We start from the raw sequence: 13669 nt of genomic DNA on the forward strand, positions 1-13669 counted from the left end.
TGGGAGGCCATGGAAACCTACCTGAACCGCCGCCAGCCGCTGATCATCATCGCGGGCGCCGACTACGGCCAGGGCAGCTCACGCGACTGGGCGGCCAAGGGAGTGCGGCTGGCCGGAGTCGAGGCCGTGGTGGCCGAAGGCTTCGAGCGCATCCACCGCACCAACCTCATCGGCATGGGCGTGCTGCCGCTGCAGTTCCTGCCGGGCACCGACCGCAAAACCCTGGGCTTGGACGGCACGGAGGTCTATGGCGTGGAAGGCGAGCGCACGCCGGGCACCCAACTCACTCTGGTGATTGAACGCAGAGGCGGCCAGACGCTGCGCGTGCCCGTGACCTGCCGGCTGGACACGGCCGAGGAGGTATCGGTGTACGAGGCCGGCGGCGTGCTGCAGCGGTTTGCCCAGGACTTTCTTGCACAGACACAGGACGCTTGATGAACACCACACCCCAGATCCGCATTCCCGCCACCTACCTGCGCGGCGGCACCAGCAAGGGCGTGTTCTTTCGCCTGCAAGACCTTCCGGAGGCTGCGCAACAGCCGGGCCCCGTGCGCGACGCCATCCTGCTGCGCGCCCTGGGCAGCCCCGACCCTTACGGCAAGCAGATCGACGGCATGGGCAATGCATCGTCGAGCACCAGCAAGGCCGTGATCCTCTCGGCAAGCACGCGCGAAGGCCATGACGTGGACTACCTGTTCGGCCAGGTCTCCATCGACCGGCCCTTCGTGGACTGGAGCGGCAACTGCGGCAACCTCTCGGCCGCCGTGGGGCCCTGCGCCATCCACATGGGATTGATAGCCCCTGCGCGCATTCCACGCAACGGCACGGTCACCCTCCGTATCTGGCAGGCCAATATCGGCAAGACCATCGTGGCCCATGTGCCCATCACGAATGGCCAGGTGCAGGAGACAGGCGACTTCGAGCTCGATGGCGTGACCTTTCCTGCGGCCGAGGTGGCGTTGGAGTTCCTGGACCCTGCCGATGAAGGAGAGGATGGGGGCGCCATGTTCCCCACGGGCCACCTCGTGGATCGCCTGGATGTGCCTGGCGTGGGCAGCTTTGCAGCCACGCTGATCAATGCGGGCATTCCGACCATCTTCCTGAACGCAAAGGACCTGGGCTACACGGGCTGCGAGCTGCAGGACGCCATCAACGGCGATGCCGAGGCGCTGGCGCGCTTCGAGGCCATACGCGCCCACGGCGCCCTGCAGATGGGCCTGATCCAGGAACTGTCCGAAGCCGCCAAGCGCCAGCACACGCCCAAAATCGCCTTTGTGGCACCGCCCGCGCCCTACACGGCCTCCAGCGGCAAACGCATCGAGGCAGGCGATGTGGACCTACTGGTGCGCGCCCTGTCCATGGGCAAGCTGCACCACGCCATGATGGGCACGGCGGCGGTGGCCATCGGCACGGCGGCAGCGGTGCCGGGCACGCTGGTGAATCTGGCAGCGGGCGGCGGCGAACGCGGCGCCGTTCGCTTCGGCCATCCCTCCGGCACGCTGCGCGTGGGCGCCGAGGCCCGGTTGGTGAATGGCCAGTGGCAGGTGACCAAGGCCTTGATGAGCCGCAGCGCGCGCATCCTGATGGAAGGCTGGATCAGGGTGCCTGGCGAGGTGTTGAACGCCGCGTGAATGCGCAGGGTCCGGCTTCAGGCCTGGGCCGTGCTCACGCCTGACCGGTCAGCGCCGCTGCGTGCCACGTCTGCAGTTGCTCCAGCGTGTTCGTCGTGCCGCCGCAGGCCACCACCAGCACGCGCTTGAAGCCCTGCAGCGCAGGTGCGCCTGCGTAGGCCAGGGCCAGTGCGGCACCGCAGGCGGGCTCCACATGCAGGCGATGGTCATCAATGAAGCGCAGGCAGGCGTCCAGCGCCTGCGCATCCGTCACCACGGCGCTGCGCACGGGATGCACCTGCGCCAGATCGAAGGCCCGCTGGCAGACCTGGCGCGCGCCCAGCGAAGTGGCCACGCTGGTGATGCGATCCAGCAGCACGCGGCGGCCCTGGGCCAGCGACTGCGCCAGGGAATCGGCACCGGCCGTCTCCGCGGCAATCACGGGCACATCGGTCCAGCCATGGCGCTCCAGGCCCTGCACCACGCCGGCCAGCAGGCCGCCGCCGCCCACGGCCAGCACCACGGCGTCGGGCTTGAAGTCGGCAGAAGCCAGCTCATCGACCAGGGTGGAATGCCCTGCCCACAGCAGCGGGTCGTCAAACGGATGGACAAAGGCATCTTCGGCGCCCAACAGGGACTGGGCCAGGGCGTTGGCCTCGTCCCAGACGGCGCCATGCACGATCAGCTCGGCGCCCTGGGCACGGATCAGTGCCCGCGCATGCTCGGTCGTGGTTTGCGGTACGACCACGGTGACGGGTATGGACAGCTGCCGCCCGGCATAGGCCACGGCAATGCCGGCATTGCCGCCCGACGAAGCCACAAAGCGCTTCTTGCCCTGGCGCGCCAGGGTCTCGCAGGCATGGCCTATGCCGCGCAGCTTGAATGATCCGCAGGGTTGCAGCGCATCCAGCTTGAGCCAGATTTCAGGACCACCGGCGTGGCTCAGGGCATGGGACGGGATAAGGGGAGTGAAGGTGTGCAAAGGCATGGGGTGGCAGTGTAGGACTGGCGTTCAGCCGCGATAATCCCTTGGCTTTTCAAATATTCTTTGCGCCATGAGCACAAATCAAGCCCTGCCCCTGTTCGGGGAAATGGCCATCTTCGTCAAGGTGGTGGACACGGGCAGTTTCTCCGAGGCCGCACGCCAGCTGGGCAGCACGCCATCGGCCACCAGCCGGGGCGTGGCGCGGCTAGAAAGGGCTCTGGGCCTGCGCCTGCTGGAACGCACCACGCGCAAGTTGCGCCTGAGCGAGGCCGGCCGCGAGGTGCATGCGCGCTGCCTGGACATGGTGGGCGCCGCCCAGGCCGTCATGGCCGCGTCCCTGCTGCAGGACGCGCAGCCGCGCGGCCTGGTGCGCATCAGCGTGCCCAAGGCCGTGGGCCGTACCGTGGTCCATCCCCACATGCCCGACTTCCTGGCCCTGTATCCGGAGGTCGATGTGCAGATGCGGCTGGAAGACCGCTACATGGACCTGATCGACGACCCGGTGGACCTGGCCATACGCATCACCAACCACCCGCCACCGGGCCTCATGGGTCGCCACCTGATGGACATCGACCATCTGCTGTGCGCCTCGCCCCAGTACCTGGCCCGGCACGGCACGCCCGTGCTTCCGCTGGAGCTCAAGGCCCACAGCTGCATCTACCTGGGCGAGGAGCCCGGCGACGCGCACTGGAAGCTGCGCGGCCACGGCAAGACCGTCACCGTGGCCGTGCGCGGGCGCTATGCCGCCAACCACACAGGTGTGCGGCTGGACGCCGTGCTGCAGCACATCGGCATCGCCAGCCTGCCCCGCTTCACGGCACGCGAGGCCCTGGCGGACGGGCGCATCGTGCAGGTGCTGCCGGACTGGAGCTTCCTGCCCAACTACAGCGGCCAGCTGTGGATTCTTCACCCGCCCACGCGCCACCTGCCGCTCAAGCTGCGCGTGCTGATGGATTTCCTGGCCGAGCGGCTGGGCGGGGTTGGTGGGCCGCCGGTCCAGCGTGGCTAGCACCACAGCGGCAAGCGCTTGACAAACCTGTGGGGTGGCCGCGAGGCGTTGACCGGCGGCGCACGCACCTGCGTCGATACACTTTCGGCTTCACATCTGAGGGACGGTCATGGACACGAACATCTATGTTTCGGAGCTGACAGCGGATCTGGAAACGGAGTTCATCAAAGGTGCCAGCCAAAGCCGCAAACTGCACGCGCCATGGGTGTCGCCCCCCAGCACGCCGCAGGAATTTCAGAGCTACCTGGCACGCGTGCAGGAGCCGGCTGGGGCCGCCTTTGTGATCTGGGAGTGGCACAGTGACGGTTTTGCCGGAATCGTGCAGATCACGAACATCGTGATGGACCCATTCCGCTGTGGCCTGATCGATTTCTATGCGTTCTCGGGCTTTGAGGGAAAAGGCCTGATGAAGGAAGGCCTCGCGCATGTCGTGAAGCAGGCTTTCAGGACATTGAAGCTGCATCGGCTGGAAGCCAACATCCAGCCTGAGAACAAGGCAGCCATTGCACTGGCCAAGTCATGCGGCTTCAAGCTGGAGGGCTTCTCGCCGGCGTTCATGAAGGTTGGAACCCGCTGGCGAGACCATGAGCGCTGGGCGCTGCTGGCCGCTTAGGTTGTGCCGCGCGATCTTGGTCGCTTGTGGAATGTCAGCGGGGCAAGCTGCGAGATCTCAGTTTTGGCTCGTCGCTCCAGGGGTTTCGCACGGCAATGCCATCGTTTTTGGCCAGTTTGACCAAGGCTTGGAAGGACTCCGAGAATTGTCTCTCTGTCAACAATGCCCGCATCCGCCGCACAAAGCGCGTGCGCGGACTTTCGTCGGGCTCGTTGTCAAGGTCGAACTGGAAGATCCGGTACAGACCAATCAGCACAGGCTCCAGCCACTTCCCCTCGGGGGCCGCTGACTTGGCAACATCCTGGTACCAGAGATCCAGGGGCCTCTCGTACTGAAAAATCATGTCGTTGTAGCCCTTGCTGGATATGGCAGGAAATGCCAGCCATTGGCCCATGGTCCATAGGTCATACAGTGCAAAACGGAAGGCTCTCAACGGGAGCTCTTCGTGGTCCCATGGAAAGTATCTGGGTGCTCTGCTGACGTAAGTGTCTCGGGTCACTGGCAACTGCACAGTGTCTTGAGACAGGTCTGGAAGCATCAGGTTGAACAGCCGTTCGTTGTGCCCGTTCGTATGTATGTCCACAATTTTGCAATGTGCATAGGGCGCAGGGGCGTCAGGAAGCTGAGACACAGCGAGGGGCAACTCTTTTTCCAACTCTGACGTGCTGACCAAGCGCGTGCCTCCGGAAGATGCATGGCTCTGCCCGATGCTGAAGAGCAAGGTGAAACCTCCGAGGCGATCTCCCGGCAGCGCCTGAGGGTGCTCCATGAACTGGTCCCGCAATGAGCGCAGCACCGTCTCGTCCTGGCAAGGGTGCAGGTACAGGAACAGCAGCAGATTCAAATGGCGCACCGTGGAATCACGGTCCCAGTCGTGGAGCTTTTTCCAATGGGGAAGGGAGCCTTTGAGGAAGTACCTCTTGACGATCCCCCGGCCCTTCTTGGTCATTTCCAGCGCATAGAGCATTTGCTCGATCTCCGGCCACTGCTTCTCGCGCTCCTTCATCCAAGACTTGTCGTCGGTTTTCCAGTGACTGGTGTCGAAATTCTCCAGGGGATTCAAGGAACTCACTCTATTTCACTCCCAATGCTTCATGCTTGTTGGGGGCGATGATAGACAGCCCGCAGCGGTCGGTACTGGACATTTTGACCAGTGAAGAGGAGCCCTGGAAGGCGAGCGGCACCGCGAAGCAGGAACGGCTGCATCACGCAGGTCGTGCGCTCCTGCCTGCGTGCTGGCACTGGGCATGGCACATCTGCCGACCCTCATACGAAAATCGCATTCAACCTGAAAAAGGTCAAATGCCTCCGGTGTGACGGGTCGCTCAATATGCCCAAGTGAATCGCGGTTAAAGTCGGCTTCCATTCGATTCACCCCTCACAACGGAGCAAGCATGTCAAAGCGACTGAATGGCCTCGTGGCCGCGGCCCTTGCCGCCTTCATTTCCACGCCCGCGCTGGCCATTCTTCCGGATTCGGGCATGTGGAGCATTGGCGCGGAACTCAATGGCAAGCCCGGGCGCGGCATTCAGATCGACAGGCAGGGTGGCTCCACGCTGATCCTGACCTATTTCGGTTATCGCGCGGACGGATCGTCACTGTTCCTGCAGGCCGCAGGCACGCTCAAGGACGGCAAGCAGTTTGACGGCGTGCTCACGGAATACCGCAATGGCCGCGCACTGGGTGGCCAGGCCCGCGATGGAGAGTTTGCACAGGAGGCTGGCCCGGTCAGGATCGTCTTCGATTCCTCCACCACGGCGACGATCACCCTGCCCGGCGAGGCTCCGCAGCGCCTTCAGCGCTTCCAGTTCGAGGATCTCAGGAAACGGCTCAATGGCAAATTCGTGCACTCCAACTCCTCCGAATACGCCAACCTGAGCCCGGGCAGGATCACCATCCAGGCAGGGGAAAATACGCTGACCATGACTGAGGCGCCCAACAATTCTTCCGGCGGCTGCCAATACACCGGTGATTTGAAACCTGCCGGCGATGGATTCCACTCCAAGGGAAGCGCACGATGTGTCTGGGGCGAAAGAATCAATGATTTCGCATATGAAGCCAAGCATTTGAAGGTGGACGAATTCGGAAACCTCAGTGCCCGGCTCTACCTCGGGTCGCCGCAACAGCCCGGCGTCTACAACTTCAGGCAATTCATCACCGGCATCTGCGAGCACCAGGGAGCCATTTTCCTGGCTACACCCCGTTGCTATCCCGACGCCCTGCAGGTGGATCCGGCCTTGCAGCGGGAATAGCAGCAGGACGCAAGCGCAAGATCAACGGCTGTCGCGCAACCTGCGCCACAGCGTGGCTCGGCTGATGCCCAGGATCTCGCAGGCGCGGCGCTGGTCGCCCTGCACCTGCTCCAGCACCTCGCGCATGCGCTGGCGCTCGGCATCGCGCCGGGCCTCGCGCAATTGCAGTTGCCGCTGCTGTGCGGGCAGGGCCTGAACGGTACCCTGCCCAGCCCCGTCGCATTCAGGAAACAGCTCCCGCAACCGGCCCGTGTCCACGCGGCCCGCGCTGTCACGCAGGTCGTGGCGGCAGGCCAGCAGGCGCTCCACCCAGTTGTCCAGCTCTCGCGCATTGCCGGGCCAGCGGTGCGCGGCGGCCAAATCCAGCAGGGCTTCCAGCAAGGGCTCCAGTGAAGAGGCCTCGGCCTGCAGCGACTGCGTGCGCAAACGTCGCGCAAGCATGGTGCTGGCCAGGGCCTGAACATCGCCCTGTCCGCGTTCGTGCAGTCCGGGCATGGCCAGGCGCAGCACGGCCAGGCGGTAGAACAGGTCGCGCCTGAATTCACCGCGCTCGACCAGGGTCGCCAGATCGGCATGCGTGGCGGCGATGACGCGCAGGTCCACGGGCACGGACGTGGTGGAGCCCACGCGCAGCACTTCGCGCTCCTGCAGCACGCGCAGCAGGCGGGACTGCAGGGCCAGCGGCATGTCCCCGATCTCGTCCAGGAACAAGGTGCCCGTATGGGCTGCCTCGATCAGCCCGGTCTTGCCGCCGCGCCGCGCGCCGGTGAAAGCGCCTTCGTCGTAGCCGAAGAGTTCGCTCTCCAGCAGGCTTTCCCCCAGGGCCGCGCAGTTGACGGCCAGAAAGGGCTGGGCGGCGCGCCGGCTGGCGCGGTGCATGCCCTGGGCCAGCAACTCCTTGCCGGTGCCGCTGTCGCCCTGGATGAGCACGGTGGCATCGCTGGCCGCGAACTGGCGCGCCAGGCGGCGCACGCGCTGGGCGGGTTCGCTGTCGCCCGCGTAGTCTTCGATGCGCCAGCGCACGCCCGCGCCGCGCAGGCTGCGGTTGGCGCGCAGATGGCGGTCGGCGCGCTGGATGGTGGCGGGGTCGCGGCAGACCAGCAAGGCGCCCGTGAGCTGGCCGTTTTCCACGATGGGCGCGCGCCGTACCACCAGGGTGCGCATGGCCAGCTGGACCACGTCTTCACTGCCTTCGGGCTCCAGGGACTGCGACTGCAGCGCCTGCGCCAGTGCCAGCGCGGGCGCCACCTCGTCCAGCAGCCGGCCATGCAGCGCCTTGGCGGGCGCTCCCAGCAGGGCCGCCATGGTGGGGTTCAGTGCCTGGATGCAGCCTTGCGTGTCCACGGCGACCACGCCGTCCTGCAACTGGCCGAGCACGGTTTCCAGCCGCTGGTGGCGGGCGCGCTCGGCATGGCGGTGGCGGGCCAGCAGCACCGCGTCGCGCAGGGCCTGCAGCACGGCGCCATCGGAGTACAGCAGCACGCTGGGAATGCCGGCCTGCTCGGCCAGATCGGCAACCAGCCCTGGCGCGACCACGGCACCCACGCCTGCGGCCTGCAGCGCACGCACGCAGGCCTGGGCATCATCGGGCCCGTGGTAGCTGAACTGGGCAATGCCGGCGCCGAACAGCGCGTCGAACTGGGCCAGATGCGGCGAGGGATGGTCGAACGACACCAGCCCGATGCGCGGCGTGCCGCCCGCCTGCGCCAATTCCCGCGCGCTGGCCAGCGCCTGCAGCAGATCGAAGCCGCGCACCTCGATCATGACCACGGGAATGTCGACATGCTCGCGCACCCAGGCACCACTGGCGCCGGCGGCCACCAGGGCGTCTATGGGCTCGACCGCCTGCAGCGCGCGCACGGCGTGCACGGCGTCGTCAAAGGCCGCGCTGACATGCTCCACACGCACCTGGTCGCCCACCGCCAGGGACATGCGCTCCAGCACGCGGCCGATGCGATGGCGGCCTATGGTGACGACACGGGGCCATGCCGCGCGGGGGGCGGACGGGGTTCCAGGGACAGGGGCCACGACTGATTCATTCATGCAACCGATTATTTCATTCATGCAACATCGCGCTGCGTGAATCCAGCAGCAGGTTCCGCCCCATCCTCTTATGAACTGAAAAATGCATTCAGATCAATGGCTTGCAATAACAAGGGTTTACCCTTTATTGCCATGGCATGCAGCTTGCAAACAAGGCCGGCGTTTCAGTCATTTCAAGTATTTCCAGGAGACTCCCCATGCACCAGCCATCCCGCCTGCCCCGCCGCACCGCCCTGGCCGCCCTGCTTGCCACCGTGCTGCCGCTGGCCGGCGTGTCGTTTGCCGCGCCTGCCGCCGATGCCTGGCCCACCCGCCCCATCCGCCTGGTGGTGCCGTTCTCTGCAGGCGGCGCCAACGACCTGATGGCCCGCTCGGCCGCCGAAGGTGCGTCGAAAATCCTGGGCCAGCCCGTGGTCATCGACAACCGGCCCGGCGCAGGCGGCACCGTGGGCGCCGACATCGTGGCCAAGGCCCAGCCAGATGGCTACACCCTGCTGGTGAGCGCGGCCGGCGTGATCTCCAACAGCATGATCAAGAAGACCATGCCGTTCAAGGACGATGCGCTGGTGCCCGTGGCCATGATCGGACTGGCGCCTTCGGTGATCGTGGTTCCCAAGAACGCGCCCTACCAGAACCTGCGAGATTTCGTCGAGGCATCGAAGAAGGGCCAGGGCTTCAATTTCGCCACGGCCGGCACGGGCAGCACGCCGCATTTCGTGGCCGAGATGCTGAACGTGAAGTACGGCGCACAGCTGCAGCCCGTGCCCTACAAGAGCGGATCGGAAAGCACGACGGCCGTGCTGGGCGGCCAGGTGGAGGGCACGTCGGAGGCCAGCATCATCGCCCTGCCCCACATCCTCAATGAGGGCAAGTTCAAGGCCCTGGCCACGACCTGGACGCAGCGCATCTCCGCCTATCCGCAACTGTCCACCGCCGTGGAGCAGGGCTTTGCCGAGCTGCAGATCGCGCACTGGGCCGGCATCCACGCGCCCAAGGGAACGCCGCCCGCCATCCTGGACAAGCTGGCCGCCGCCGTGGACCAGGCCATGAAGGAGCCCGCCACCGTGGAGAAGCTCAAGGGCCTGGGCATCGAGCCCATCGGCGGCACGCGCGCCGAGTTCGTGAAATTCACCGATGCCGAGCGCAAGCGCCTGGGCGAGATCGTCAAGGCCGCGAACATGCAGGAAAAGTGAGCTGCTCCCGCCACAACCACGGATCCCAACCGAGACAAGACACCATGAATACCCGCCGCAATACCCTCCGCCTGAGCTTGGGGCTGGCCCTGAGCGCCACCGCCGCTGCTGCGGCCCTGCTCGCCGCCCCCGTCACCGCCGTGGCCCAGGGCGCAGATGCCTGGCCCTCGCGCCCCATCAAGCTCATCGTGCCCTATGCGGCCGGCGGTTTTGCCGATACGCGGGCCCGCAAGATCGCCGACAAGATAGGCCAGAGCCTGGGCCAGCCCATCGTGATCGACAACCGCGGCGGCGCGGGCGGCGTGACGGGCACGGATGCCATCGCCAAGGCCACGGACGGCCATACCTTCGGCTTCGGCTCGCCAGGCCCGCTGGTGACCAATCCCATGCTGATGAAAAAGCTGCCCTACAACGCCGCACGCGACCTGCAGCCCATCATCCTGATCGAAGAGGCGCCGCTGATCCTGACCACGGCGCCCAACCAGCCGTTCAAGACCGTGGCCGAGCTGGTGGCTGCAGCCAAGGCCAAGCCGGGCACGCTGACCTATGGATCGTCGGGCGTGGGCGGCGCCCACCACCTGTCGGGCGAGCTGCTGGCCTTCCAGACGCGCACGGACATGGTCCATGTGCCCTACAAGGGCGGCGCGCTGGCAGCCACCGACCTGATGGGCGGCCACCTGGCCTTCATGTTCGAGATGGGCTATGCGGCCCTGCCCGCCATCCAGGGCGACAAGGTCAAGGCGCTGGCCGTGTCCAGCAAGCAGCGACTGAAGGTGCTGCCCAGCGTGCCCACGCTGGATGAGGCGGGCATCAAGGGCTTCGAGTCGTACAACTGGCTGGGCATGATTGCACCGGCCAGCACGCCGCCGGCTGTGATCGAGCGCCTGAACAAGGCCGTGAACGAGGCCCTCAAGGACGCCGAGGTGCGCGCCATGATCGAGAACACGGGCGGCATGGTCATGGGCGGCACGCCCCAGGCCTACGGCAAGTTCATCGAGGCCGAGCGCGCCAAGTGGGGCCCGGTGATCAAGAACGCCAACATCACGCTGGACTGAGCGCCAGCCCGCGCATCGCTTTTTCCCATCCGACACCACCATCCATGAACACCAAGCAACAACTCAAGGCCCTGGCCGAAGCGCGCCGCGGCGTGCTCGTGCCCGGCGCATTCAACGCGCTGTCCGCGCGCGTCGTGGCCGATCTCGGCTTCGAGGCCATCTATGTGACCGGAGCCGGCGTGACCAACATGTGGTTCGGCCTGCCCGACCAGGCCTTCATGGGCCTGACCGACATCGCCGACCACACGGCCCGCATCCGTGATGCGGTGGATCTGCCGCTGATCGTCGATGCCGACACCGGCTTTGGCAACGCGCTCAACACCTACCACGCCGTGCGCACGCTGGAGCGCGCAGGCGCCGACTGCATCCAGATCGAGGACCAGATCAGCCCCAAGCGCTGCGGCCATTTCAATGGCAAGGAAGTGATTTCCACCGAGGAAATGCTGGGCAAGATCAAGGCCGCCGTGGACGCGCGCCGCGACCAGGGCACGCTGATCATGGCGCGCACCGATGCCTGCGCCACCCAGGGCTTCGAGGCCGCCGTCGAGCGCGCCCAGCGCTTTGCCGAGGCGGGAGCCGACATTCTGTTCGTGGAAGCCGTGACCCAGGCCGATGAGATCCGCGCCCTGCCCCAGCGCCTGTCCACGCCGCAGCTGATGAACATGGTGATCGGAGGCAAGACGCCCATCACCGACGCGGGCGAGCTGGCAGACCTGGGCTATGGCTTGGTGCTGTATGCCAATGCCGCGCTGCAAGGCGCCGTGGCCGGCATGCAAAAGGCGCTGGGCCAGCTGCGCAACGAGCGCAGGGTGGACGAGAACCCCGCTGTGGTCGCCCCCTTTGCCGAGCGCCAGCGCCTGGTCAACAAGCCGTTCTGGGACGCGCTGGAAAAGAAGTACGAGTGAAGCACGAGTGAAGTTCGAGCGAGGGCGGGCTGGCACAGCGCCGCTCAGCCGCTCAGCCCCTCGCAGGCGCCTTCCACCCCTTGAGCGTCAACTCCAGCGCCTGCAGCGCCTGCTGCAGGCGTTCGGGGGGCGCCCCTTCCTCGGCAATCCAGAATGCCGACTCCACCAGACAGCCATTGAGCAGGCGCGACATGGCCAGCGGATTGGCACGCACGATCACGCCGCGCTCCATGAGCTGCTTCAGGTAGCCGGCCACGAAGGCGATGCAGGCACGATGCTGCTCGCCCTGGTCCGTGCCGGTGAGCACGGCACGCGCATCCTGCAGCACGATGCGGCGTATCTCGCCCTCCTGCGCCATGGCCAGGTAGGCGCGGCAGTAGGCCAGGAACCCCTCCCAGGGGTCGGCATGGTCGGCCAGCACCTGCTCCAGGCGTGCGTCCATCTCGGCATCCATCTGCGCCACCACGGCGGCCAGCAGGCCCGGCTTGCCACCGAAATGGTGGTACAGCGCGCCGCGCGTCAGGCCGGCATTGGCCGTCAATTCGTCCATGGAGGCCTGGGAATAGCCCTGGCTGCCAAAGGCCTCGCGCGCAGCCTCGATGAGCTTGGCGCGTGTCTCCTCGATCATGCTGGCCCGGCTTTTGCGCATGGCGCACTCCATTCACATACAAAACGTATGCCAATGATACGGCGCGTCATGGGCAACCCGTAGAATCGCTGACATACGCCGCGTATGTGATTGCAGCGGCCTGTCCGTTTTCCGAGGTTTCCATGTTCCACGCCTACCGCCAGCTGTTCACCCGGCCCGGCACGGCCGCCTTTGTGCTGGCCGGTCTCCTGGCCCGCCTGCCCCTTTCCATGACGGGCATCGGCCTGATCACCATGCTGTCCCAGCAGCGCGGCGCCTACACGCTGGCCGGCGCGGTGGCTGCCTGCTTTGCGCTGTCCATTGCGGTGCTGGCGCCGCGCATCTCGGCCCTGGTAGACCGCCATGGCCAGCGCAAGGTCCTGCCCTGGGCAGCGGCCGTGAGTGCTGCCGCCATGTTTGCGCTGCTGGCCTGCGCGCATTGGCAGGCGCCGGATTGGCTGCTGCTGGTGCTGGCAGCGCTGGTGGGCGCCCTGCCCAGCATGCCGGCCATGGTGCGCGCACGCTGGACCGTGCTGCTGCGCGGCACGCCCCAGCTGCAGACGGCCTATGCGCTGGAGGCCGTGCTGGACGATGTCTGCTTCATCGTCGGCCCGCCGCTGTCGGTAGGCCTGAGCATGGTGCTGTTCCCCGAGGCCGGGCCGCTGGCCGCCTCCTTGCTGCTGCTGGTGGGCGTGGCGCTGTTCGTGGCCCAGCGCCGCACAGAGCCGCCCGTGGACACATCGCAGCAGCGCACGCGCCAGCAGTCGCTGGCCCGCCATCCCGTGGTGCGCACGCTGGCGCTGTTCATGCTGGCCCAGGGCATCATCGTGGGCACCATCGACGTGGCCAGCGTGGCCTTTGCCACGCAGCAGGGCCAGCCGGCGGCGGCCAGCATCGTGCTGTCGTTCTATGCGCTGGGGTCCTGCGTGATGGGACTGGTGTTCGGCACGCTGCGCCTGAAGGCGCCGCTGCACCGCCAGATTGCCTGGGTGGGCGCCTCGGTCTGCATCACGGCCGTGCCCCTGCTGCTGGCCACCAATGTGTTCACGCTGACCCTGGCCGTGTTGCTGGCCGGCATTACCTTCGGGCCGACCATCACCGTGGCCATGGGCCTGGTGGAGCAGCAGGTGCCGCACCAGCGCCTGACCGAAGGCATGACCTGGCTGCTGACCGGCATTGCCATGGGCGTGGCCCTGGGCGCGGCCGCCGCAGGCTGGGCCACCGACCTGTGGGGCGCGCGCATTTCCTTCGTGGTGGCTCTGCTGGCCGGTGTCGCCATGTGGGCCCTGGGCGTGCTGGCCGCACGCCAGGCACGAGCGAAAGAGAGCCCGCCTGCCGAAGACGCAGCCGCTGCCTGCACCTGAACACGGCCCCAA

At 66.4% G+C, this 13669-nt stretch carries 12 protein-coding genes and 1 pseudogene; 9 read left to right on the top strand and 4 right to left on the bottom strand.

The window, feature by feature from the left end; all coding sequences use genetic code 11:
• Both ACM14_RS26315 and prpF read left to right on the top strand, forming a co-directional pair.
• Window positions 1–435: pseudogene (locus ACM14_RS26315) on the top strand (Fe/S-dependent 2-methylisocitrate dehydratase AcnD); the annotation flags it as partial.
• Window positions 435–1631, top strand: a complete 1197-nt coding sequence (gene prpF / locus ACM14_RS26320) for a 2-methylaconitate cis-trans isomerase PrpF (RefSeq protein ID WP_043821113.1) — start codon at window positions 435–437, stop codon at window positions 1629–1631. The pseudogene ACM14_RS26315 and the gene prpF, both read left to right, overlap by 1 nt.
• 34 nt (window positions 1632–1665) lie before the next feature.
• Here prpF and ACM14_RS26325 read toward each other — a convergent pair whose 3' ends face one another.
• A complete protein-coding gene (locus ACM14_RS26325) occupies window positions 1666–2598 on the bottom strand; it encodes a pyridoxal-phosphate dependent enzyme (RefSeq protein WP_065347805.1) in 933 nt (310 codons plus the stop codon).
• A 67-nt stretch (window positions 2599–2665) separates the two neighbouring features.
• Here ACM14_RS26325 and ACM14_RS26330 point away from each other — a divergent pair, with 67 nt between their 5' ends.
• Together ACM14_RS26330 and ACM14_RS26335 are read left to right on the top strand one after the other, a co-directional pair.
• Complete coding sequence (locus ACM14_RS26330) at window positions 2666–3604, top strand: LysR family transcriptional regulator (RefSeq protein ID WP_065347806.1); 939 nt, start codon at window positions 2666–2668, stop codon at window positions 3602–3604.
• Window positions 3605–3713: 109 nt separating this feature from the next.
• Complete coding sequence (locus tag ACM14_RS26335; RefSeq protein WP_065347807.1) at window positions 3714–4217, top strand: GNAT family N-acetyltransferase; 504 nt, start codon at window positions 3714–3716, stop codon at window positions 4215–4217.
• A gap of 34 nt (window positions 4218–4251) precedes the next feature.
• Here ACM14_RS26335 and ACM14_RS26340 read toward each other — a convergent pair whose 3' ends face one another.
• Complete coding sequence (locus ACM14_RS26340) at window positions 4252–5280, bottom strand: hypothetical protein (protein ID WP_065347808.1); 1029 nt, start codon at window positions 5278–5280, stop codon at window positions 4252–4254.
• 331 nt (window positions 5281–5611) lie between these two features.
• Between ACM14_RS26340 and ACM14_RS26345 the strand changes: the two genes are divergently transcribed.
• On the top strand, window positions 5612–6469 hold the full coding sequence (locus ACM14_RS26345) for a hypothetical protein (protein ID WP_065347809.1): 858 nt from the start codon (window positions 5612–5614) through the stop codon (window positions 6467–6469).
• A 21-nt stretch (window positions 6470–6490) separates the two neighbouring features.
• Here ACM14_RS26345 and prpR read toward each other — a convergent pair whose 3' ends face one another.
• Window positions 6491–8512, bottom strand: a complete 2022-nt coding sequence (gene prpR / locus ACM14_RS26350; protein WP_139093502.1) for a propionate catabolism operon regulatory protein PrpR — start codon at window positions 8510–8512, stop codon at window positions 6491–6493.
• A gap of 197 nt (window positions 8513–8709) precedes the next feature.
• On the opposite strand from prpR, the gene ACM14_RS26355 reads away from it, so the two are divergent.
• From ACM14_RS26355 to ACM14_RS26365, 3 genes are read left to right on the top strand one after another with little or no spacing between them, the layout of a single operon-like run.
• Complete coding sequence (locus tag ACM14_RS26355; RefSeq protein WP_065347811.1) at window positions 8710–9705, top strand: tripartite tricarboxylate transporter substrate binding protein; 996 nt, start codon at window positions 8710–8712, stop codon at window positions 9703–9705.
• Between the two features lie 44 nt (window positions 9706–9749).
• Window positions 9750–10760, top strand: a complete 1011-nt coding sequence (locus ACM14_RS26360) for a tripartite tricarboxylate transporter substrate binding protein (protein WP_065347812.1) — start codon at window positions 9750–9752, stop codon at window positions 10758–10760.
• A 44-nt stretch (window positions 10761–10804) separates the two neighbouring features.
• The gene (locus tag ACM14_RS26365) at window positions 10805–11665 is read left to right on the top strand and encodes an oxaloacetate decarboxylase (RefSeq protein ID WP_013802578.1); all 861 of its coding nucleotides are present in this window, start codon (window positions 10805–10807) and stop codon (window positions 11663–11665) included.
• Between the two features lie 52 nt (window positions 11666–11717).
• Here ACM14_RS26365 and ACM14_RS26370 read toward each other — a convergent pair whose 3' ends face one another.
• Window positions 11718–12314, bottom strand: coding sequence for a TetR/AcrR family transcriptional regulator (locus ACM14_RS26370; RefSeq protein WP_065347826.1), 597 nt, complete (start codon window positions 12312–12314; stop codon window positions 11718–11720).
• 122 nt (window positions 12315–12436) lie between these two features.
• On the opposite strand from ACM14_RS26370, the gene ACM14_RS26375 reads away from it, so the two are divergent.
• Entirely contained in the window at window positions 12437–13657 is a 1221-nt protein-coding gene (locus ACM14_RS26375) for an MFS transporter (protein WP_065347813.1), read from the top strand.
• Window positions 13658–13669 lie beyond the last annotated feature (12 nt).

Source organism: Delftia sp. JD2, assembly GCF_001682645.1.
Classification (GTDB): Bacteria; Pseudomonadota; Gammaproteobacteria; order Burkholderiales; family Burkholderiaceae_C; genus Comamonas; species Comamonas acidovorans.